A 20,672-nucleotide genomic window follows, 5' to 3' on the forward strand; every position below is an offset into this window, starting at 1 on the left:
TGGAAAACGGCGTAGCTGAATCCCGCGAAATGCTCGCCGATTCCAAAATAACCTAGATAATACAGTGCACTAAAGATCAGACGGCATTCACCTTGAGCCGCCGGTATTCCGTCGGCGTCACGCCGGTCACGGCCTTGAAGGCGCGGTTGAAAGGGCCGAGCGACTGGAAGCCGGAATCCATCGCGATGGTGATGACGGGGACCTCGGCCTGGGCGGGATCGGCCAGCGCGGCCTTGGCCTCCTCGATCCGGTGATTGTTCAGGAACACATTGAAATTGCGGTAGCCGAGCCCCTGGTTGATCAGCCGGCGCAGCCGGTATTCGGGAATTTGCAGCCGGCCCGCCAGCACGCCGATGCTGATGTTCTCCTGGCGATAGATCCGTTCGTCCGCCATCAGCCGCATCAGGGCGTCGATGAGCTTTTGGTCGGCGGCGCCCTCGCCCACAGGCGGGCTCGCCGCGATCGCCGGCGCAACCTCCGTGGCGGCCGGAAACAGATCGGCGCCATCGACGCGCATCATCGCATAAGCGATGACCGCGACAATACTGGCGAGCACGCCGGTATTGATGGTGTTGGCGACGTCGCCGATGTCACTGCCGACGACGAGGATCTGGAGCAGCGCGTTCAATCCGCCATAGAGCGCGGCAGCACAGACGATGAAGACGCGAACACGGCGGCGGCGCTCGACCAGATCGGCCGACCATGAGCCGATCGTCTGCATGATCGCGAGCGCAATGAAGCCGAGCACGATCAGGTTCACCGAGGTGACGACGAGCCGGACATGTCCGCCGGGTGCGATCCAGAGACAGCTGACGAAGCTGAACGCTGTCACCAACCCCCAGGTCAATCCGTGCCACCGGCGCAGGCGGAACTCATCGTCGAACAGCGCGCGCGTGAACAGCCAGAACACAACGATATTGCCGGTCGAGAGTGCAATCAGCGGCGCATGCCATGCCGGGACCAGCGACGATATTCCGACGGAATAGCTCGCGGCATGCGCGGCCGAGCCGAGCGCAAAGGCCGCGCCGAGCCGGGCTGCCAGCACATTGCGGAAATCGCTGACAAGCGATGCCGCCAGCACTAATAGCAACGCCACAGAAGCGGCGCGGAATGCGAGTTCAAGGGCGGCTGACGTCATCAGATGCTGTGGCCATTGGTATGGGCGAGCCGAACATCGTCCGTCGGATTGATTTTTTCAAGCACCATCCGCACCACGGCTGTCATCGTCCGGCTTGACCGGACGATCCAGTACGCCGAGACGGCCATGATTGAACCGAGTGGCCGCGGCGTACTAGATCGTCCGCTTTCGCGGGCGATGACGGCGGAGTATGTGGCCCGGGCTTAGCCGCGACGGCCGCACGAAATCCTGCTACGATTTAGCTCGAAAAAGCCAAAAGGAGTCCACCATGAGCTGGCAACCCTCGAACGATCCCGTGCTCGGCGATCCCATGTCCTGCGATGCGCTCGATCTTGTCATCGTGCCGCGCACGCGCGATCTCGGCGACGGCTTCGCGGTGCGGCGCGCATTGCCGCATGGCAAGCGGCAGATGGTCGGACCCTTCATCTTCTTCGACCATTTCGGGCCGGTGCAATTCGTCTCCGGCAAGGGCATGGACGTGCGGCCGCACCCGCATATCGGGCTTGCCACCGTCACCTATCTGTTTGACGGCGCGATCATGCATCGCGACAGCGAGGGCAACATCCAGGAGATCCAGCCCGGCGCGATGAATTTGATGACAGCCGGCCGCGGCATCGCGCATTCCGAGCGCACGCCGGATGTGCAGCGCGCCTCGGGGCAGAAGATGCTGGGCTTGCAAAGCTGGATCGCGCTGCCGGCAGGGTCGGAAGAGATCGCGCCGTCGTTCCAGCACTACGGCGCGGGTGACTTGCCGATGGTCACCGAGCGCGACTTCACGGCGAAGGTAATCGCGGGCTCGTCCTTCGGCGTCACCTCGCCTGTTTCGATGGTCTCGCCCTGGTTCTACACCGAGGTCACGGCGGTCGCGGGCGCCACCGTGCCGCTCGATCCCGATCACGAGGAGCGCGCGATCTACGTCGTCGACGGCGAGGTAGAGATCGCGAACGAGCGCTACGAGGGGCCACGGCTGCTGATCTTCCGCCCGGGCGACCGCATCACGGTGAAGGCGCTCAAGGCCACGCGGATGATGTTTCTGGGCGGCGACGCCCTGGAAGGCCCGCGCCACATCTGGTGGAATTTCGTCTCCTCCAGCAAGGAGCGGATCGAGCAGGCCAAGCAGGACTGGAAAACCGGCCGCTTCGCCGCAGTTCCGCAGGAACATGAGTTCATTCCGCTGCCGGAATAGGCTATCCCGGTTTCCGGTCGCGCGATCAGGCGCGGCCGGATGTCCTGTCGCAAGGCCTTGCTCCGAAAGTTCTGCCGATGACCGCCATGCTCTCCAGCGACCTGCCGCTGCCCAAGATCGGGCGCGGCAAGGTGCGCGATATCTACGCCATCGACGACGACCGCCTGCTGCTCGTCACCACCGACCGCATCAGCGCCTTCGACGTCGTGATGGGCGAGACCATTCCGATGAAGGGCGCGGTGCTGACGCAAATCAGCGCGTTCTGGTTCAACGAACTCGAAGGCGTGGTGCCGCATCACATGATCAGCGCCGACACCGACGAGATCATCGCCGCCGTGCCGGCCTTGAAGCCGCATCGCGCCGAAATTCTCGGCCGCGCCATGCTCTGCCGCCGCACCACGGTGTTTCCGATCGAATGCGTGATCCGCGGTTACCTCTCGGGCTCGGCCTGGAAGGAATATGCAGCCAGCGGCACGCTGGCCGGCGAGAAGCTGAAGGCGGGCCTCGTCGAGAGCGAGAAGCTGGAGCCTTCGATCTTCAGCCCGGCGACCAAGGCCGAGACCGGCCATGACGAGAACATCACCATCGCGAAGATGCGCGAGGTCGTCGGCGACGAGACGGCCTACACGCTCGAGAGCATGACGCGCGCGATCTACACGCTCGGCGAGGAGCTCGCCCGCGAGCAGGGCATCATCATCGCCGACACCAAGTTCGAATTCGGCCGCGACAAGGACGGCCGCATCATCCTGATCGACGAAGTCATGACGCCGGATAGTTCGCGCTTCTGGGCCGTCGACGCCTACAAGCCGGGCCAGCCGCAAGCGAGCTTCGACAAGCAGCCCTTGCGCGACTATCTCGACGTCGAACGCCGCGCCGGTCGCTGGAACGGCGACGCCCCGCCGCCGCCGTTGCCGGCAAGCGTGGTGGACGCGACCAGCAAGCGGTATTTTGAAGCGTATCGACGCGTGACGGGGCAGGATTTGAAGATCTAGCCCCAGTCGGCGCCTCTCGCTCCGTCATTGCCAACCGGCTCGATGCCTCCGCGGTGTCGTCCTGGCGAAAGCCAGGACCCATAGCGCGAGGTCTATCGATCGGTGCAAGTCCCGAATGCACAGCCTTCGCCAAACTGCCCCCTCGGGAAATGGGTCCTGGCTTTCGCCAGGACGACACCGAATGGCAGGCGCTTCGGTTTTCCTCTCTCCCCGGGCATGATTGGCCATTCACACGCCGTGGATGGAACTGTCGGATACCTCATAATCGCAAGAATCCTGTTGCGCTAGGCTCGCAGTCGTCTACGTCTCGAACAGGAATTTTCATGAGCGAGTGTCACGGCGTGACCGATCCCGCAATTGGCTTCACTCCGTCGACCGGGCTCAATCCGGCCCTGAAGCGCGCGCTGAATGATATATTGGGCGGGAGCGCCGCCAGCGTCCTGACCGTCACGTTCGGACTGTCCTACTCGCTGCTGATCTTCGCGGGGCCGTTGTCGCCCTATCTGTCCTACGGCATCACGGCCACTTTCGTCAGCTCCGCCGTGCTTGCGGCCGTCGTCGGCCTCGGCAGCTCCCTGCCCTTCGCGATTGCAGCCCCCGACAGCTCGACCGCCGCGGTGACGGGTATCCTGGCGGCCTCGGTGGTCGAACGCATCGAGACGGCGCACCTGTCAGCGCCGTTGCTGTCACCGATCCTGATCACGCTCGGCCTGTCGACGATGCTGACAGGCTTGGTGCTGTGTGGGCTGGGCCTGACGCGGCTTGGCCGCGCCATCCGCTACGTGCCTTATCCGGTGGTCGGCGGCTTCCTCGGTGCAACCGGACTTCTCATCGTCATGGGTTCGGTCCGGGTGATCACCGATCACCCGCTGCAATTCGCGACGCTGCCGCACTTCGCCGACCGCACCATCCTGCTGGAGCTGGGTGCCGCCTGCGCGATGGCGCTGGTGCTGTATCTCACCTGGCACCGCTCGCGCAGCCCGTTCGGACTGCCGATCATCCTGGTCGGCGGCGTGCTCACCGCGCATCTGGCGTTCTGGATCACCGGCGTTTCCTTCGATGAGGCGCACACATTGGGCTGGACCTTTCAGTCCCCACCACAGGCGGTCTTCGTGCTGCCCTGGCATACCGACGATCTCGCCCGCTATCCCTGGTTTGCCATCCCGGACCTGCTCGGCAACGTCGTCGCGGTCATCTTCGTCACGGCCTCCAGTACGCTGTTCAACACCACCGGCATCGAAGTGGCCACGCATCGCGAAGCCAATCTGGAGTGTGAGCTGAACGTCACCGGCGCCGCCAATATCCTGACCGGCCTGCTGGGCGGCTACGCCGGCTGCAGCTCGACCAGCCGCTCGATGCTCAATTTCTCCAGCGGCGGGCGCGGGCGCCTGTCAGGCCTCACGGCCTCGGCGCTGTCGCTGCTGGTGCTCGCCGTCGCACCCGAGCTGCTCGGCTTCATCCCCAAATTCGTGCTCGGCGGCCTGTTGCTCTATCTCGGCGCCGACCAGCTGCACAAATGGATCATCGAGTCGCGCAAGCGGCTGTCGAAGCTGGAATATCTGTCGCTGATCGCCATCATCGCGATCATCGTGGCCTGGGGTTTCGTGCCGGGCATCCTGATCGGCGTCATCATCGGCTGCGCGACGTTTGCGTTCAGCGCCGCGCGGGTGGAGTCGATCAAGTACAGTTTCGATGGCTCGGAGTACCGCTCCTCGCTCGATCGCTCGCGCGACGACCAGGAGGTGCTGCTGGCCCATGGCGGCAAGATCCGCGGCCTCAATCTCCAGAGCTATCTGTTCTTCGGCTCCGCCAACCGGCTCTATCAGCACGTCAAGCAGCTGCTGCAGGAACGCCCCGAATGCCGCTATCTGCTGTTTGACTTCAAGCTCGTCACCGGCGTCGATTCATCGGCTGCCTATAGCTTTGCCCAGATCAAGCGCAGTGCTGGCGAACTCGGCGTCGAGCTGATCCTGGTTCATCTGTCGGTCGCTGCCGAGAAGGTGCTGCGCTCCAGCGACTTCGTCGGCGAGGGCGTCACCATCATCCCCGAGCTCGATCACGCGCTGGAATGGTGCGAGAACAAGCTCATCTCGCAGCATCAGGAGCTGGCGCAGGAAGAAGCCAGCCTCCGCGACTGGTTCACGCGAATGCTCGGCAGCGAGGATGGTGCCGACGAGCTGATCCGCCGCTGCCAGCGCATCGAGGTCGAAGCCGGCGAGGTCATCGTGCAGGCCGGCGATCCCGCCGATTCCATGCATTTCATCCTCGACGGCCGGGTCGGCATCATGATTCCGGCCGATGACGACCGCAGCACGCGCGTGCGCAGCCTCGGCCGTTACACCACGATCGGCGAGATGGGGCTGGTGTCACAGACACCGCGCAGCGCCACCATCCAGGCCGAAGTCGACAGCGTGCTCTATGTGCTGAATACGCACCAGTTCGACGCCATCAAGACCGAGGATCCGGAGCTCAGCCACAAGCTGCTGACCTATTTCGTGTCGGTCATGGCGGAGCGGCTGACCTTTGCGAACCGAACGATCGCGGTGCTGAGGCGGTGATTGGCGCGTAGCCCGGATGGAGCGAAGCGCAATCCGGGATCGTGCCACAAACGACAGAGGCCCCGGATTGCGCTTCGCTCCATCCGGGCTACGCCGCTAGCCTGCCACATACTCCGATGTCGTCCTGGCGAAAGCCAGGACCCATAGCCACCGGCCATAGTTCTCGCGACGACTCGTGGTTACCAGCTTCGCGCCGCAACCCCGCCCTGGGGTAATGGGTCCTGGCTTTCGCCAGGACGACCAAGAAATAGCGCGGCTTAAACCCCCGCCATCATCACGTATTTGATCTCGACATATTCTTCCATGCCGTGATGCGAGCCTTCGCGGCCGAGGCCGCTTTCCTTGACCCCGCCGAAGGGCGCGACTTCGGTGGTGATCAGGCCGGTGTTGACGCCGACCATGCCCGACTCCAGCGCTTCGGCGACGCGCCAGACGCGGCCGAGATCGCGGGAGTAGAAGTAGGAGGCGAGCCCGAACGGCGAGGCGTTGCACATCGCGATCACGTCGGCCTCGTCCTTGAAGCGGATCACCGGTGCGAGCGGGCCGAAGGTTTCCTCCTGCGCCACCAGCGAGTCCGGCTTGACGTCGGAGAGCACGGTCGGCTCGAAGAACGAGCGCCCGAGCTCGCTGCGCTTGCCGCCGGTGACGACCTTGGCGCCGCGCTTGACGGCGTCCGCAATGTGGCGTTCGACCTTGTCGACCGCTTTCAAATTGATCAGCGGGCCCTGCGTGACGCCGCTCTCGGTGCCGTCGCCGATCTTCATCGCCGCGACCTTCTTCGACAGCTTCTGCACGAATTCGTCGTAGATCTTGTCCTGGGCGTAGATGCGGTTGGCGCAGACGCAGGTCTGGCCCATGTTGCGGTATTTCGAGACGATCGCGCCTTCGACCGCGGCATCGATGTCGGCGTCGTCGAACACCACGAACGGCGCGTTGCCGCCGAGCTCGAGGCCGAGCCGCTTCACGCCGACGGAGGCCTGCTGGTAGAGGATCTTGCCGACGGCAGTGGAGCCGGTGAAGCCGACGAAACGCACGGCCGGATGCTCGCACAGCACCTTGCCGATCGGCGCGGCATCGCCGGTGATGATGTTGAACACACCATTGGGCACGCCGGCCTTCTCCGCGAGCGCGGCAAGCGCCAGCGCCGACAGCGGCGTTTCATTGGCGGGCTTCAGCACCACGGTGCACCCGGCCGCAAGCGCCGGCGAAACCTTTCGTGTGATCATCGAGTTCGGGAAATTCCACGGCGTAATCGCGCCGCAGACGCCGATCGGCTGCTTGATCGCGAGCAAGCGCGCGTCGGGCCGCTGGGTCGGGATGGTCTCGCCATAGACGCGGCGGGCTTCCTCGGCGAAGAACTCGACATAGGCGCCGCCGATGTCGACCTCGCCGAGCGCTTCGGCGAGCGGCTTGCCCTGCTCGGAGGTGAGGATCAGCGCGAGGTCCTCGCGATTGGCAATGATCAGATCGAACCATTTGCGCAAGATATTGGAGCGCTGCTTGGCGGTGTGCTTGGCCCAGGCAGGGAACGCGCGCTCGGCGGCCTCGACCGCCCTGGTGGCGTCATCGGCCGAAAGCTGCGGAACCTTTGCCAGCTCGACGCCGGTCGCGGGATTGTTGACGGCGAAGACCGGCGAGCCGACCCAGGCGCCGTCGATGTAGCAGGCCTCCTTCAGAAGCGACGGGTCCTTCAGCCGGTCGCGCAGATTGGAGGTGGCGTGCTGAGCACGTGCGGCGGCGGTCGGGGTCATGGGGTCACTCCTGCGGGGTCTTGCGGGCTGTTCCGGTTCGGCCGGAATATAGGGAGAGGCGGCGCGCAATGCACCGTCCCGCAACGCACATCTGCTGGGAGCCAGGCTCGGAGCGGCGGACTTACGCCGCGCCGCTCAGATAGGTCTCGCGCCGCCCGATCATGCGCTCGGCGGCGGCCTTGGCGTCGGCCTTCGAGGAGGTCGCGCAGGTCCGATATTCGAGATCGGGGACGTCCGACGCGTTGCGGCGGCCGAACCAGGACTTTGAACCGACCGGCAATAGCGCCAGCGCCTGCGCCAGATTGTCGACCGCGCCAAACGAATAGAGCGCGCCGGTGCCGGCGATGCGAACCTCATAGATGCCGGGCGAGATCGGCGCCTCGAGATTCTCGCCCCGTCCGGGACGGGGATAGCGCTTCCATTCGCTCCAGGTCGAAATCATTTGAGGTCCCCCTCGCGGCCGGTGGGCGGCCACGAAATTTGCATCAAGTCTTAACGTTGGCCGTGGATCGGCCGAGAGCTGAACGCCGCAGCTCACAAAATGTTTCAAGTGCTTCAAACAGTCGAAACATAACGCCAGCGCCCATCCACGGTCACGGCTGCTGCGGCCATCCACCGCAGATTGTGACGGAGTGTTGCAGTTCAGCGCATTGTCGTCGTGCGCGGGGAGCCGACCGTCAAGTCACGACATCGCGACCGCGGCAGGTATGCGGATGTGCTTGCCGCGCGGCGCACGCGGGAGGACAATCGATCGCTTCCAACAATAATCAAACCGGAGGAAACGCGTATGCAAGGCAAAGCTGAGATCGACCAGATTCTGCGCCAGAAGAGCGAGGCCAAGGAGATTCCCGGTGTCGTCGCCATCGCCTCCAACGGTACCGACGTGCTGTATCAGGGCGCGTTCGGCAAACGCGACCTGTCCAAGCCGGATGCTATGACTGCCGATAGCGTGTTCTGGATCGCATCGATGACGAAAGCGGTGACATCAGCCGGCGCGATGCAGCTCGTCGAGCAAGGCAAGCTGTCGCTGGATGCGCCGATCGGCGAGGTGTTGCCCGATCTCGCCAAGCCGCAGGTGCTCGAAGGTTTCGATGCCAAGGGCGAGGCCAAGCTGCGGCCGGCCAAGGGGCCGATCACGCTGCGTCAGCTCATGACCCACACCGCAGGCTTCTGCTACAACATGTGGAATGGCGATCTCGCGGTCTATCTGGACAAGAACGGCATCCCCGCCATCACCACATGTCAGAACGCGGCGTTGAAGACGCCCATTATGACCGACCCCGGCACGCGCTGGGAATACGGCACCAATATCGATTTCGTCGGCAAGGCCGTGGAAGCCGTCAGCGGCAAGCGTCTCGATGCCTATCTGCGCGACAATCTGTTCGCACCGCTCGGCATGAGCGATACCGCTTTCAAGATCACTGCCGACATGCGCAAGCGCCTGGTCGGCATGCATGCGCGCGGCGAGGATGGCCAGCTCGCTGCGATCCCGTTCGAGCTCGAGCAGGAGCCCGAATTCCACATGGGTGGGGGCGGCCTTTATTCGACCGCGGCCGACTACATCAAGTTTACCCAGATGATCCTGAACAAGGGCCGCGGCAACGGCAATCAGGTTCTGAAGGCCGAGACCATCGCGACGATGGGGCAGAACCACATCGGCGATCTCGCCATGGGCAAGATGACCACGGCGGCGCCGATGTACACCAATGACGTCGATCTCTATCCGGAGCAGGTGAAGAAGTGGGGCCTCAGCTTCATGATCAACACCGCCAAGACCGCCGAGGGCCGCAGCGCGGGCAGCCTCGCCTGGGCGGGCCTCGCCAACACCTACTACTGGATCGACCCGGCGCGCGACGTCACCGGCGTGATCCTGATGCAGCTGCTGCCGTTCGCCGACGCAAAATGTCTCGAGGCTTTTGCCGGCTTCGAGCGCGGCGTCTATGCCGGGCTCGATGCCGGCAGCGGGCAGAAAGCGGCCTGAGGCGCGCCTAGCTCTCACGACGCGTGACGGCCGGGCTTGTTGTCCCGGCCGTCCACGCACCTGACTGGAGGACACGATCTTGGCAGACAAAGCCGACAGTTACGTTTGCGGCATCTCCGACACGCCGCTGCTCGGCGACACCATCGGGCGCAGCCTCGATCAGGCCGCGCGCCGCTGGGGCGATCGCGAGGCGCTGGTCTCGCCCAGCCACGGCGTGAGATGGACATGGACGGAGTTTGCCGCGCGGGTCGACGCGCTCGCCGCCGGCTTTGTTGCGCTCGGTCTCGAACGCGGCGCACGGATCGGCATCTGGTCGCTGAACCGGCCGGAATGGACGCTGACCCAGTTCGCTGCCGCCAAGGCCGGTCTCATCCTGGTGACGATCAATCCGGCCTACCGGCTGAGCGAGTTGGAATTCGCGCTGCACAAGGTCGGATGCAGCGCCATCGTCACCGCGACGGCGTTCAAGACCAGCAACTACATGGACATGCTCAACACGCTGTTGCCGGAGCTTGCGAGCGCCAGGCCCGGGCAATTGCGCGCCGCGCGGCTGCCGGCCTTGCGCATCGTGATCCAGATCGGCGGCCCCGCCTGCCCGGGCACGATCCCGTTCGAGGAGGTCGCCGGCATGGGTGGAACCCCGCATCGCGAACAGCTCGCCGCGCTCGGTGCCTCCCTGCAATTCGACGATGCCGTCAACATCCAGTTCACCAGCGGAACGACGGGATCGCCCAAGGGCGTGACGCTGACCCATCACAACATTCTCAACAATGGCTATTTCGTCGGCCGCGCCATGCGCCTGACCGAAGCGGACCGCATCTGCATTCCGGTGCCGCTCTATCATTGCTTCGGCATGGTCATGGGCAACCTCGCCTCCGTCACGCTCGGCGCGACGATGGTCTATCCCGGCGAGGGGTTCGATCCGCTCGCGACGCTGCGGACGATCGAGCAGGAAAAATGCACTGCGCTGTACGGTGTGCCGACGATGTTCATCGCCGAACTCGACCACGCCGAATTCTCAAACTTCGATCTGACATCGCTGCGCACCGGCATCATGGCCGGTGCTCCCTGCCCGATCGAAGTGATGAAGCGCGTCAATAGCGAGATGAACATGGGCGAGGTCACGATTGCCTATGGCATGACCGAGACGAGCCCGGTCAGCTTCCAGAGCGCCGTCGACGATCCGCTCGACCGCCGCGTCTCGACGGTCGGACGAATCCATCCGCATGTCGAGGTCAAGGTCGTCGATCTCGGCGGCAAGATCGTCAAGCGCGGCGAACGGGGCGAGCTCTGCACCCGCGGCTACAGCGTAATGCTGGGCTATTGGGAGGAGCCGGAGAAGACCGCGGATGTGCTCGACGCCAACGGCTGGATGCATACCGGCGACATAGCCGTTATCGACGACGAGGGTTATTGCAACATCGTCGGCCGCATCAAGGACATGGTGATCCGCGGTGGCGAGAACCTCTATCCCCGCGAGATCGAGGAATTTCTCTATCGCCATCCCAAGATTCAGGACGTGCAGATCTTCGGCGTTGCGGATACCCGCTACGGCGAGGAGCTCTGCGCCTGGATCCGCGTCAGGTCCGGCGAGACGCTGACGATGGAAGAGGTGCGCGCCTTCTGCGACGGCCAGATCGCCCACAACAAGATTCCGCGTTACGTGGAATTCGTCGACGAGTTTCCGATGACCGTGACCGGAAAGATCCAGAAATTCCTGATGCGCGACGAGGTGGAGCAACGGCTTGGGTTGAAAGCCGCGAAGACTGCGTGAGCCGCATCTGTCATTCCCCGCGAAGGCGGGGAATCCAGTACGCCGGAGCCTCTCGATTGAACCACACCCGTCTCGGAGTACTGGATCGCCCGGCTTGGCCGGGCGATGACAGCGAGGACGAGGCTATTCCACCTTAAACCGTCAGGCCGCGCTGCCCGGCGAGCTCCTTCAGCGACACCTGGGGACGCGCGCCGATGTGCTGGATTACTTCGGCGGCTGCGAGCGCGCCGAGTTCGCCGCACTGCTTGAACGGCAGGTTGCGCGCCAGGCCGAACAGGAAGCCGGCGGCGAAGAGGTCGCCGGCGCCGGTGGTGTCCACGAGTTTCGCGATCGGAGACGCCGGCGCTGCGACTGCGTCAGTTGGCGTCACCACCACGCAGCCTTTCTCGCTGCGGGTGACCACGCCGAGATTGACGTCGTTGCGCAGCTGCTTGAGTGCGGTGTCGAAATCCGAGGTTTGGTAGAGCGAATGCAGCTCGGACTCGTTGGCGAACACGATATCGACGGTGCCGTTGCGCATCAGCCCCAGGAATTCGTCGCGATAACGATCGACGCAGAAGGAATCCGACAATGTCAGCGCCACCTTGCGCTTGGCATCATGGGCGATCTTGGCCGCCTTGACGAAGGCGTCCTTGGCGTTCTTGGGATCCCAGAGATAGCCCTCGAGGTAGACGATGCCGGCCGCGGCGATCTCGGCCGGGTCGATGTCGGCGGGCGACAAATCCTGCGCGGCGCCGAGATAGGTGTTCATGGTGCGCTCGCCGTCGTCGGTCACCAGGATGTAGGAGCAGCCGGTCGCAGGGCCGTCCTTCGCCGCGGGCGTATTGAAGGCGACGCCGGCCGCGCGGATGTCGTGGACGTAGAGCTTCCCAATCTGGTCGTCCTTGACCTTGCCGACGTAGGCGGCGCGCGCCCCGAGGCTGCCGATGCCGACGATGGTATTGGCGGCCGAACCGCCGGAAACTTCCGTCGCCGGGCCCATGTCCTTGTAGATGGCGGCGGCCCGCGCCTCGTCGATCAGGGACATGCTGCCCTTGGTCATGCCGTGCTTGCCCAGAAAGGCTTCATCGGTCTTGACCAGCACGTCGAACAGCGCGTTGCCGATGCCGAGAACGTCATATTTCACGTCAGCCATTCACCTTGATCCTGTTTGGCGGATTGCGATACCCGCGGAAATCCGCTTCCTGTCGGTCTGAAATCTGGCTCGCGGCCTATCACGGCCGGCCCTTCGCGGGCAAGCAACGGTATTATGCAGTTCCGATGATCCGCTCCTTCCTGACCGTCTCGACGGGGACACTGGCTTCACGGCTGCTGGGCTTTGCACGCGATTCCCTGATCGCGGCGCTGCTCGGCACCGGTGCCGTGGCGGACGCGTTTCTGGCGGCATTTCAGCTCGTCAACGTGGTGCGGCGCCTGCTCAGCGAGGGGGCCCTGAATGCGGCGCTGATCCCGGCCTGGCTGCGCGTTCGAGACCGCGATGGCGAGGCGGCTGCGGCGGCGTTCGCGGGACGCGTGCTGGGTACGGTCAGCGCGGGCCTAATCGCGATCTCGATCGTGATTGCACTGCTGATGCCGCTGATCATCATGATCATCGCGCCGGGCTTCGTCGGCAGCGCATCGCTCGATCTCGCCATCCAGAATGCGCGCCTGATGCTGCCTTATCTGGCCTTCGCGGGACCCGTCACGGTATTGATGGGCCTGCTCAACGCGCAGGGACACTTTGCACTCACCGCGTTCTCGCCGCTGCTGTTCAACATCGCCCTGATCGCCGCGATAGCGGCACTCCTGCTGGGGCATGCCGATGCAACCTTCGCCGCGTGGATGCTGGCGGCCGCCGTCGGCATCGCCGGCTTGTTGCAGCTCCTGATGCTGCTGTCGCAGCGAAGTGCGCGTCTGGCGACACCGCTGCGCGTGAGCTTCGACAAGGATATGCGCGGCTTCTTCGCCAAGGCGATCCCGGGCATGATCGCGAGCTCCGGCCCGCAATGGCTGATGGTGGCCGGCGCGATCATCGCCTCGACCACGCCGGCCGCGGTCTCCTGGCTCTATTTCGCCAACCGCCTGATCGAGCTGCCGCTCGGCATTGTCGGCGTCGCCATGGGTACGGTGCTGGTGCCGGAGCTGACGCGCGCGGTGAGGAGCGGCGACCGTGATGCGGTTGCGCATGCGGAATCGCGCGCGCTGGAACTCGCGACCGGGTTGGCGTTGCCGGCGACGCTCGGCTTGATCGTGCTGGCGGAGCAGATCGTGCGGCTGCTGTTCGAACACGGCGCCTTTGGCGCGGAGGACAGCGGGGCCACGGCGCATGCACTGATGTGGCTGGCGCTGGGCCTGCCGGCGCATGTGCTGATCAAGGCGCTGTCCCCGGCCTATTTTGCCCGCGGCGACACGATGACGCCGCTGCTTGCGACCGCGAAAGGGTTCGTGGTCGCGGTCGCGCTCGCGGTCCTGCTCGGTCATTTCTTCGGCGCGAGCGGGATCGCCGCCAGCATTGCCGCCGGCGCCTGGAGCAGTGCGATCTCGCTCCTCAGGAAAGGCACGCGTGAATTCGGCTTCTCGGTCGATGCCGGCGCCCGCAACCGGCTGCCGCGAATCGTGCTCGCCGCGCTGTTCATGGGTGGCCTGCTGTGGCTGACCGCAGCCCTCTTGCCTTCACAGGCCCACGGGCTGATCCGCTTCATTGCGCTGGGCTCACAGATCGCCGCCGGAATCGTCGTCTATGGCTTGCTCCTGCAAATCCTCCGCGTCGCGTCCTGGCGCGAGGCGGCCGGTGCCTTGAAGCGCCCCGCCCAGCCCGATCCCGGCGCCTGAGGTTAGCGAAATACCCTTGACGGGGCAGCGCCGCTGTTGGAAACGACGCCCCGTATCTTGCAGGAAAGCTGCCATGGCATTCGTTGAACGGGTTTTTTCGGGCGTCCAGCCGACGGGCAATCTGCACCTCGGCAATTACCTCGGCGCGATCGTCAACTTCGTGAAGATGCAGGAAACCCACAACTGCATCTATTGCGTCGTCGACATGCACGCGATCACGCAGGGGGTGGACGTCTGGGGTGGACCGGTCGAGCTCGCGCGCAACACCCGCGAGGTCACCGCGGCGTTCATCGCCAGCGGTATCGATCCGAGCAAGCACATCGTGTTCAACCAGAGCCAGGTCTCGGGCCACGCCGAGCTCGCCTGGATCTTCAACTGCGTCGCGCGCATGGGCTGGCTGGGCCGCATGACCCAGTTCAAGGAGAAGGCCGGCAAGGACCGCGAGAACGCGTCCGTCGGGCTGTTCGACTATCCCGTGCTGATGGCGGCCGACATTCTACTCTACCGCGCCACCCACGTGCCGGTCGGCGAGGACCAGAAGCAGCATCTCGAGCTCTCGCGCGACATTGCGCAAAAGTTCAACAATGACTTCGCTGACTCGATCCGCAGCCAGGGCGCCAATGACGGCCTGTTCTTCCCGCTGCCGGAACCGTTGATCACGGGCCCGGCCACGCGCGTGATGAGCTTGCGCGACGGCACCAAGAAGATGTCGAAGTCGGACGCGTCCGACAATTCGCGCATCAATCTGACCGACGACGCCGATACCATCGCGCAGAAGGTGCGCAAGGCCAAGACCGATCCCGAGCCGCTACCGACCGAGGAGAAGGGTCTGGAAGCGCGCCCCGAGGCCGACAATCTCGTCGGTATCTTCGCCGCGCTCTCCGGCCGCTCCAAGGCCGACGTGCTCAGGGATTTCGGCGGCGGCCAGTTCTCCAGCTTCAAGAACGCGCTGGTGGATTTGTGCGTCACCAAACTCGCGCCGATCGCCGGCGAGATGAAGCGCCTCGTCGCCGACCCCGGCCATATCGACGCGATCCTGAACGACGGCGCCGACCGGGCGCGTGCGATCGCCGACGAGACCATGAAGCTCTCGAAGGACATCGTGGGCTTCATCCGCCGGCGCTGAGGCGCGTTCGCGAAAACGCGGCCGACGCCACCGCGCCGGCCGCTTCTGCTCTCCCCAAGCACGATGGAGTGTGGCAGCATGTCAGCCGCGCACATTCCGGGACATGCATGACCAGCAAGCGACTTTGCTTCGAGCCGGGTCACAAGCCCAAATGCCTCGTCATCGTCGACGACACCGCCGAATGGGATCGCGCGGTCTATTACGCCAGCCGCTGGGCGATCCGCGCCGGCGGCGGCGTGGTGATGCTCCGCATCATCGAGCCCGAGCAGCAGAGCCAGGAATGGCTTGGAGTTGCCGACATCATGCGCGCCGAAGCGCAGGAGGCGGCAGAAGCCGCGCTCGACCGTGCCGCCGGCCGCGCCAACGGCATCGCCGCGATCACGCCGGAACGGGTGATCCGCGAAGGTGCTGCGATGGAACAGCTGCTGGCGGTGATCGACGAGGACCCCGATATCGCCATGCTGGTGCTCGCCGCGAACCCGGGCGCGGAAGGCCCGGGCCCATTGGTCTCGCTGCTCGCGCACGCGCTGGGCACGTTCCCGGTGCCGGTGACGGTCATTTCCGGCGCGCTGAGCGACCAGAGCGTGGATTCGCTATCCTAGACTGCCGCTCTTTCGCCTCGCCTCGTTGGCCGGGAGAGGGAGAAGCGGGCACCTTAACCCGCTGATATAACAGGTGAACGGCCAACTTACCCCTTGACCGTGCGTTCGCCGTCGCTATCTGCTAGTGGATAGAGCACGCGCCGGCCTTGAACCGGCGACGTCTGGAGAAAACCATGTTCATTCAAACCGAAGCCACTCCCAATCCCGCCACGCTGAAGTTCATTCCCGGCCGCGTCGTGGTCGACGGCGGTCCGATGGAATTTGCCAGCCGCGAATCGGCCGCACGCTCGCCGCTTGCCGAAAAACTGTTCGAAGTCCCCGGCGTCACCGGCGTGTTCTACGGATCCGACTTCATCACCGTGACCAAGGCGAACGGTGAATGGCAACAGCTCAAGCCCGCGATCCTCGGCGCCATCATGGAGCACTACATGTCCGGCGCGCCGCTGCTCGCCGACGGTGCTGCCGCGAGCGATGCCGATCTCGACGACGAGGACGAATTCTTCGACGAGGCCGATGCCGAGACGGTCGACATGATCAAGGATCTGATCGAGACCCGCGTGCGCCCGGCGGTCGCCAATGACGGCGGCGACATCACTTTCCGCGGCTTCAAGGACGGTATCGTCTATCTCAACATGAAGGGCTCCTGCGCCGGCTGCCCGTCATCGACCGCGACGCTCCAGCACGGCATCCAGAACCTGCTCAAGCACTTCGTCCCCGACGTGGTCGAAGTCCGGCCGATGTAGGCTGGGGCCGCAAAGTCGTGGATGGCCGGGTCAAGCCCGGCCATGACGACCGGGATGATGCTATGAACGTTTCATGCTGATCCTCGCCCTCGATACCGCGCTGGAAGCGTGCGCGGTTGCCGTTCTCGACACCGATTCCGGCCAACTCCTCGCGCAGGAGCAGCTTCTGATGAAGCGCGGCCACGCCGAAGCGCTGATGCCGATGATCGCGCGCGTGATGCAGTCAGCCAATCTCGCCTTCACCGCGCTCGACCGCATCGCTGTCACCATGGGCCCCGGAAGTTTCACCGGCCTGCGCGTCGGCATTTCGGCGGCCCGCGGCCTTGCGCTTGCTGCGAAGCGGCCCGCCGTCGGCCTGACCACCTTGTCGGCCTATGCCGCCGCCGTCGTCGGCCAGAGCGGAGCGGCGCCGGTGATCTCGGCGATCGACGCGCGGCACGACCACGTCTATTTCCAGATCGTGGCCGGTGACGGCAGTCAGCTGGTGCGGCCGGGCGTCGCTCCCGTCGACGAAGCGATCGCGGCGTCACAATTCGGCGCGCCGCATCTGGTCGGCAATGCCGCGAAGATTCTCGCCGAGCGCTGGCCGAAAGACATGCCGCAGCCGGTCGCGGTGGACGCGCAGCCCGCGCCCGACATCGGCTGGGTCGCCTGGCTTGGCGCCGCGGCCGATCCCGCAACAAATCCGGCGCGGCCGTTCTATCTGCGGGCGCCCGACGCCAAGCCGTCTGCACAACTGCCGCTTGCAGCACAAGCCGCAAGCTCATGATGAAATGGTTCTCGGAATGGTGGCGCGGCGGGACGCCCGTCGTCGAGCCGGCTGTCGCGCGCGACGTCGCACGGCTCGCGCAGCTCCACGGCGCCTCCTTCGCGCGCGGTTGGGGCGAAGGCGAGTTCGAGAGCATGCTCAGCGAGCGCAACACGCTGGTGCACCGGTTGCGCCTCGGCCGCAAGATCGTCGGCTTCGCGGTGTCGCGGATCGGCGCGGACGAAGCGGAAATCCTCTCGATCGCGGTCGACCAGGCCCATCGCGGCCGCGGCCTCTCTCGCACGCTGCTGATGACCCATCTCGGCCACCTGGCAGGACGCGGTGTGCGCACAATATTTCTCGAGGTCGAGGAAAATAACCAGCCGGCGCGGCGGCTCTACGACCGAACCGGATTCATGGTGGTCGGACGCCGCGAACGCTACTATAAGCAGCCGAACGGGGAACAATTGAACGCACTTCTGATGCGACGTGACTTGTCGTAACATTGATGGCAGAAAGCGCCCCGTCAGGCGGACATCACATGACTGGTCTTAAACCTTCCCCCGCTTCCAAAGCGTCCGGCATCGAGGCGCGCTGTGCCGCCACCGGCATGCGCATGACCGAGCAGCGCCGTGTCATCGCCCGCGTGCTCGCGGAGGCGGTCGATCATCCCGATGTCGAGGAACTGTACCGCCGCTGTGTCGCCGTCGACGACAAGATCTCGATCTCGACCGTGTATCGGACAGTCAAGCTGTTCGAGGATGCGGGCATCATCGAGCGCCATGATTTCCGCGAAGGCCGCGCGCGCTACGAGCAGATGCGCGACAGCCATCACGACCATCTCATCAACCTGCGCGACGGCAAGGTGATCGAGTTCACCTCCGAGGAGATCGAGAAGCTTCAGGCGGAGATCGCCCGCAAGCTCGGCTACAAGCTGGTCGATCATCGGCTCGAACTCTATTGCGTCCCGCTCGACGACGACAAACCCACAAGCTAAGTGGCGATCGATCTCGTCATCTTCGATTGCGACGGCGTGCTCGTGGACAGCGAGGTGATCTCCTGTCGCGCGCATGCTGATGTGCTGTCCAGGCACGGCTATCCGATCACATCGGAGCAGGTGCTGGTCCGCTTTCTCGGCGTATCCGAGAAGGACGCACGGCGAATGGTCGAACAGGAGATCGGCCGCAATCTTCCCGATGATCTCGAGAGCCAAGTGAATGCGGCGACGCTGCAATTCTATGCCAGCGATTTGCAGCCGATCACCCATGTGGCCGCAGCGATTGGTGCAATCGATTTGCCCAAATGCGTTGCGTCGAGCGGCACGCCGGAGAAGATCCATCACGGCCTGACCTGCGCCGGTCTCTACGATCTGCTCGCTCCGAACATCTTTTCGGCGAGCCAGGTCGCACGCGGCAAGCCCGCGCCCGATCTTTTTCTGTTCGCCGCCGTGCAGATGAAAGTCGCGCCGGAGCGGTGCCTCGTGATCGAGGACAGCGTCCCCGGGGTGACCGGCGCGCAGGCCGCCGGGATGACCGTGCTGGGGTTTCACGGTGGCAGCCATTGCCCGCCGGGCCACGCTGAAAGACTACGGGCCGCCGGGGCCGGATTGACGTTCGACGATATGCGGCAATTACCGGAGCTGGTCCGGCGGGTCGCGGCGGAGACCCTGACGGGCTGAATCCCTCCTCCCGGCGTCATTCCGGGGCGATGCGCCGGCAGCGAACCCGGAATCTCGTGCCAAAACCTCTGGATTCCGGATTCGCGACTGCGTCGCGTCAGGGAATGACGACCGAAAAGACCCCCAATCGCTGGATTTCCGCCTTCCCAGCCTATATCTGAGGGCGGTCCTCCCACCTCATTTCCGGGTTCCATGACGCCGCCGCGCAAGCTGCACATCAAATCATATGGCTGCCAGATGAACGTCTACGATGCCCAGCGCATGGTGGACACGCTGGCCCCGGAAGGATTCGTGGAGACGGCCAGCGCTGATGACGCCGATCTCGTCATCCTCAATACCTGCCATATCCGCGAGAAGGCCTCGGAAAAGGTCTATTCGGAGCTCGGCCGCCTGCGCGTCGCCAAGGACGCCGCCGCGCGTGATGGGCGCACCATGCAGATCGCGGTCGCGGGCTGCGTGGCACAGGCCGAAGGCGAGGAGATCGTGCGCCGTGCACCCGCGGTCGACGTCGTGGTGGGACCGCAGAGCTATCATCATTTGCCGCAACTGTTGAAGCGCGCCGGCAATGAAGGTCGCGCCATCGAGACCGAATTCCCAGCCCAGGACAAGTTCGGCTTCCTCGCCCAGCCCAAGCCCGGCGCGATCCGCGCCCGCGGCATTTCCGCTTTCGTCACGGTGCAGGAAGGCTGCGACAAGTTCTGCACCTTCTGCGTCGTGCCTTACACGCGTGGCTCGGAAGTCTCCCGGCCGGTGGCAAAGATCGTCGACGACGTGAAGCGGCTCGCTGAGAACGGCGTCCGCGAGCTCACGCTGATCGGACAGAACGTCAACGCCTATCACGGCGAGGGGCCGGACGGAAAAAGCTGGCCACTCGGCAGGCTGCTGGAGCACCTCGCGGCGCTCCCGGGCATCGCGCGGCTGCGCTATTCGACCAGCCATCCCAGCGATGTCGACGACAGTCTGATTGCAGCCCATCGCGATCTCGGCGCGCTGATGCCGTTCGTGCACCTGCCGGTGCAGTCGGGCTCGGACCGGATTCTGGCCGCCATGAACCGGAAACATACCGCCGATGATTATCTTGATGTCATCGACCGTTTCCGGTCCGCACGCCAAGACATTGCTTTCTCATCAGATTTTATTGTCGGCTTCCCGGGCGAGACTGAGCAAGATTTTCTCGCCACCCTCGCGCTTGTCACGCAAATCGGCTACGCTGCAGCATATTCGTTCAAATACTCCGCCCGGCCGGGAACGCCGGCCGCGGACATGCAGGAGACGGTGTCCCCCTCCGAGATGGACCAGCGATTGGAGCGGCTCCAGGAACTGATCGACAGCCAGCAATCGGCCTTCAACAAGGCCGCGATTGGCTCAACGGTCGATGTGCTGTTCGAGCGTCCGGCCCGCAAGGACGGCCAGATCGTCGGCCGCACCGCCTTCCTCCAGCCCGCGCATGTGATGGCCTCGCCCGACATCATCGGACAAATCCTGCCGGTCCGGATCGACAGCCTTGAACGCTACAGCTTCCTCGGTGAGCTCGCCATGGCGCACGAGCCCGCTTTATCGCCCATCGCCACTGGAGCCTGAACC

General features: G+C 64.6%; 18 protein-coding genes. 14 read left to right on the forward strand and 4 right to left on the reverse strand.

Annotation, left to right across the window (positions count from 1 at the left end; all coding sequences use genetic code 11):
* Nucleotides 1-76: 76 nt before the first annotated feature.
* Complete coding sequence (locus AC0L21_RS14120) at nt 77-1,138, reverse strand: AraC family transcriptional regulator (RefSeq protein WP_473262409.1); 1,062 nt, start codon at nt 1,136-1,138, stop codon at nt 77-79.
* A 268-nt stretch (nt 1,139-1,406) separates the two neighbouring features.
* On the opposite strand from AC0L21_RS14120, the gene AC0L21_RS14125 reads away from it, so the two are divergent.
* From AC0L21_RS14125 to AC0L21_RS14135, 3 genes are all read left to right on the forward strand, one after another.
* Nucleotides 1,407-2,324, forward strand: a complete 918-nt coding sequence (locus AC0L21_RS14125) for a pirin family protein (RefSeq protein ID WP_473262411.1) — start codon at nt 1,407-1,409, stop codon at nt 2,322-2,324.
* Nucleotides 2,325-2,401: 77 nt separating this feature from the next.
* A complete protein-coding gene (locus tag AC0L21_RS14130) occupies nt 2,402-3,316 on the forward strand; it encodes a phosphoribosylaminoimidazolesuccinocarboxamide synthase (RefSeq protein ID WP_473262414.1) in 915 nt (304 codons plus the stop codon).
* Nucleotides 3,317-3,657: 341 nt separating this feature from the next.
* On the forward strand, nt 3,658-5,874 hold the full coding sequence (locus AC0L21_RS14135; protein ID WP_473262534.1) for an SLC26A/SulP transporter family protein: 2,217 nt from the start codon (nt 3,658-3,660) through the stop codon (nt 5,872-5,874).
* A 257-nt stretch (nt 5,875-6,131) separates the two neighbouring features.
* Here AC0L21_RS14135 and AC0L21_RS14140 read toward each other — a convergent pair whose 3' ends face one another.
* Together AC0L21_RS14140 and AC0L21_RS14145 are read right to left on the reverse strand one after the other, a co-directional pair.
* Nucleotides 6,132-7,625 (reverse strand): NAD-dependent succinate-semialdehyde dehydrogenase, encoded by a 1,494-nt coding sequence (locus tag AC0L21_RS14140; protein ID WP_473262416.1) that lies wholly within the window; start codon nt 7,623-7,625, stop codon nt 6,132-6,134.
* A gap of 121 nt (nt 7,626-7,746) precedes the next feature.
* Nucleotides 7,747-8,067: a hypothetical protein gene (locus AC0L21_RS14145; protein WP_027566114.1), complete on the reverse strand. Its 321-nt coding sequence runs from the start codon at nt 8,065-8,067 to the stop codon at nt 7,747-7,749.
* Between the two features lie 345 nt (nt 8,068-8,412).
* Here AC0L21_RS14145 and AC0L21_RS14150 point away from each other — a divergent pair, with 345 nt between their 5' ends.
* Both AC0L21_RS14150 and AC0L21_RS14155 read left to right on the forward strand, forming a co-directional pair.
* A complete protein-coding gene (locus tag AC0L21_RS14150) occupies nt 8,413-9,606 on the forward strand; it encodes a serine hydrolase domain-containing protein (RefSeq protein ID WP_473262420.1) in 1,194 nt (397 codons plus the stop codon).
* A 79-nt stretch (nt 9,607-9,685) separates the two neighbouring features.
* Complete coding sequence (locus AC0L21_RS14155; protein ID WP_473262422.1) at nt 9,686-11,380, forward strand: AMP-binding protein; 1,695 nt, start codon at nt 9,686-9,688, stop codon at nt 11,378-11,380.
* 133 nt (nt 11,381-11,513) lie between these two features.
* Here AC0L21_RS14155 and AC0L21_RS14160 read toward each other — a convergent pair whose 3' ends face one another.
* Nucleotides 11,514-12,515 carry an adenosine kinase gene (locus AC0L21_RS14160; protein ID WP_473262425.1) on the reverse strand — a complete coding sequence of 334 codons (1,002 nt, stop codon included), beginning with the start codon at nt 12,513-12,515 and terminating at the stop codon, nt 11,514-11,516.
* A gap of 125 nt (nt 12,516-12,640) precedes the next feature.
* Between AC0L21_RS14160 and murJ the strand changes: the two genes are divergently transcribed.
* From murJ to miaB, 9 genes are all read left to right on the forward strand, one after another.
* Nucleotides 12,641-14,191 carry a murein biosynthesis integral membrane protein MurJ gene (gene murJ / locus AC0L21_RS14165; RefSeq protein ID WP_473262429.1) on the forward strand — a complete coding sequence of 517 codons (1,551 nt, stop codon included), beginning with the start codon at nt 12,641-12,643 and terminating at the stop codon, nt 14,189-14,191.
* A gap of 73 nt (nt 14,192-14,264) precedes the next feature.
* Entirely contained in the window at nt 14,265-15,317 is a 1,053-nt protein-coding gene (trpS, locus tag AC0L21_RS14170) for a tryptophan--tRNA ligase (RefSeq protein WP_106943789.1), read from the forward strand.
* A 107-nt stretch (nt 15,318-15,424) separates the two neighbouring features.
* Entirely contained in the window at nt 15,425-15,919 is a 495-nt protein-coding gene (locus tag AC0L21_RS14175; protein ID WP_007598307.1) for a universal stress protein, read from the forward strand.
* 173 nt (nt 15,920-16,092) lie between these two features.
* A complete protein-coding gene (locus tag AC0L21_RS14180) occupies nt 16,093-16,662 on the forward strand; it encodes a NifU family protein (RefSeq protein WP_473262434.1) in 570 nt (189 codons plus the stop codon).
* 73 nt (nt 16,663-16,735) lie between these two features.
* Nucleotides 16,736-17,431: a tRNA (adenosine(37)-N6)-threonylcarbamoyltransferase complex dimerization subunit type 1 TsaB gene (tsaB, locus tag AC0L21_RS14185; protein ID WP_473262438.1), complete on the forward strand. Its 696-nt coding sequence runs from the start codon at nt 16,736-16,738 to the stop codon at nt 17,429-17,431.
* On the forward strand, nt 17,428-17,913 hold the full coding sequence (gene rimI / locus AC0L21_RS14190) for a ribosomal protein S18-alanine N-acetyltransferase (protein WP_473262440.1): 486 nt from the start codon (nt 17,428-17,430) through the stop codon (nt 17,911-17,913). The genes tsaB and rimI overlap by 4 nt, the downstream gene beginning before the upstream one ends.
* Before the next feature lie 38 nt (nt 17,914-17,951).
* A complete protein-coding gene (locus AC0L21_RS14195; RefSeq protein ID WP_007598312.1) occupies nt 17,952-18,407 on the forward strand; it encodes a Fur family transcriptional regulator in 456 nt (151 codons plus the stop codon).
* On the forward strand, nt 18,408-19,088 hold the full coding sequence (locus AC0L21_RS14200; RefSeq protein ID WP_473262442.1) for an HAD family hydrolase: 681 nt from the start codon (nt 18,408-18,410) through the stop codon (nt 19,086-19,088).
* Nucleotides 19,089-19,280: 192 nt separating this feature from the next.
* Complete coding sequence (gene miaB, locus AC0L21_RS14205) at nt 19,281-20,669, forward strand: tRNA (N6-isopentenyl adenosine(37)-C2)-methylthiotransferase MiaB (RefSeq protein ID WP_473262444.1); 1,389 nt, start codon at nt 19,281-19,283, stop codon at nt 20,667-20,669.
* Nucleotides 20,670-20,672: the final 3 nt, after the last annotated feature.

The organism is Bradyrhizobium sp. WSM4873 (assembly GCF_055811355.1).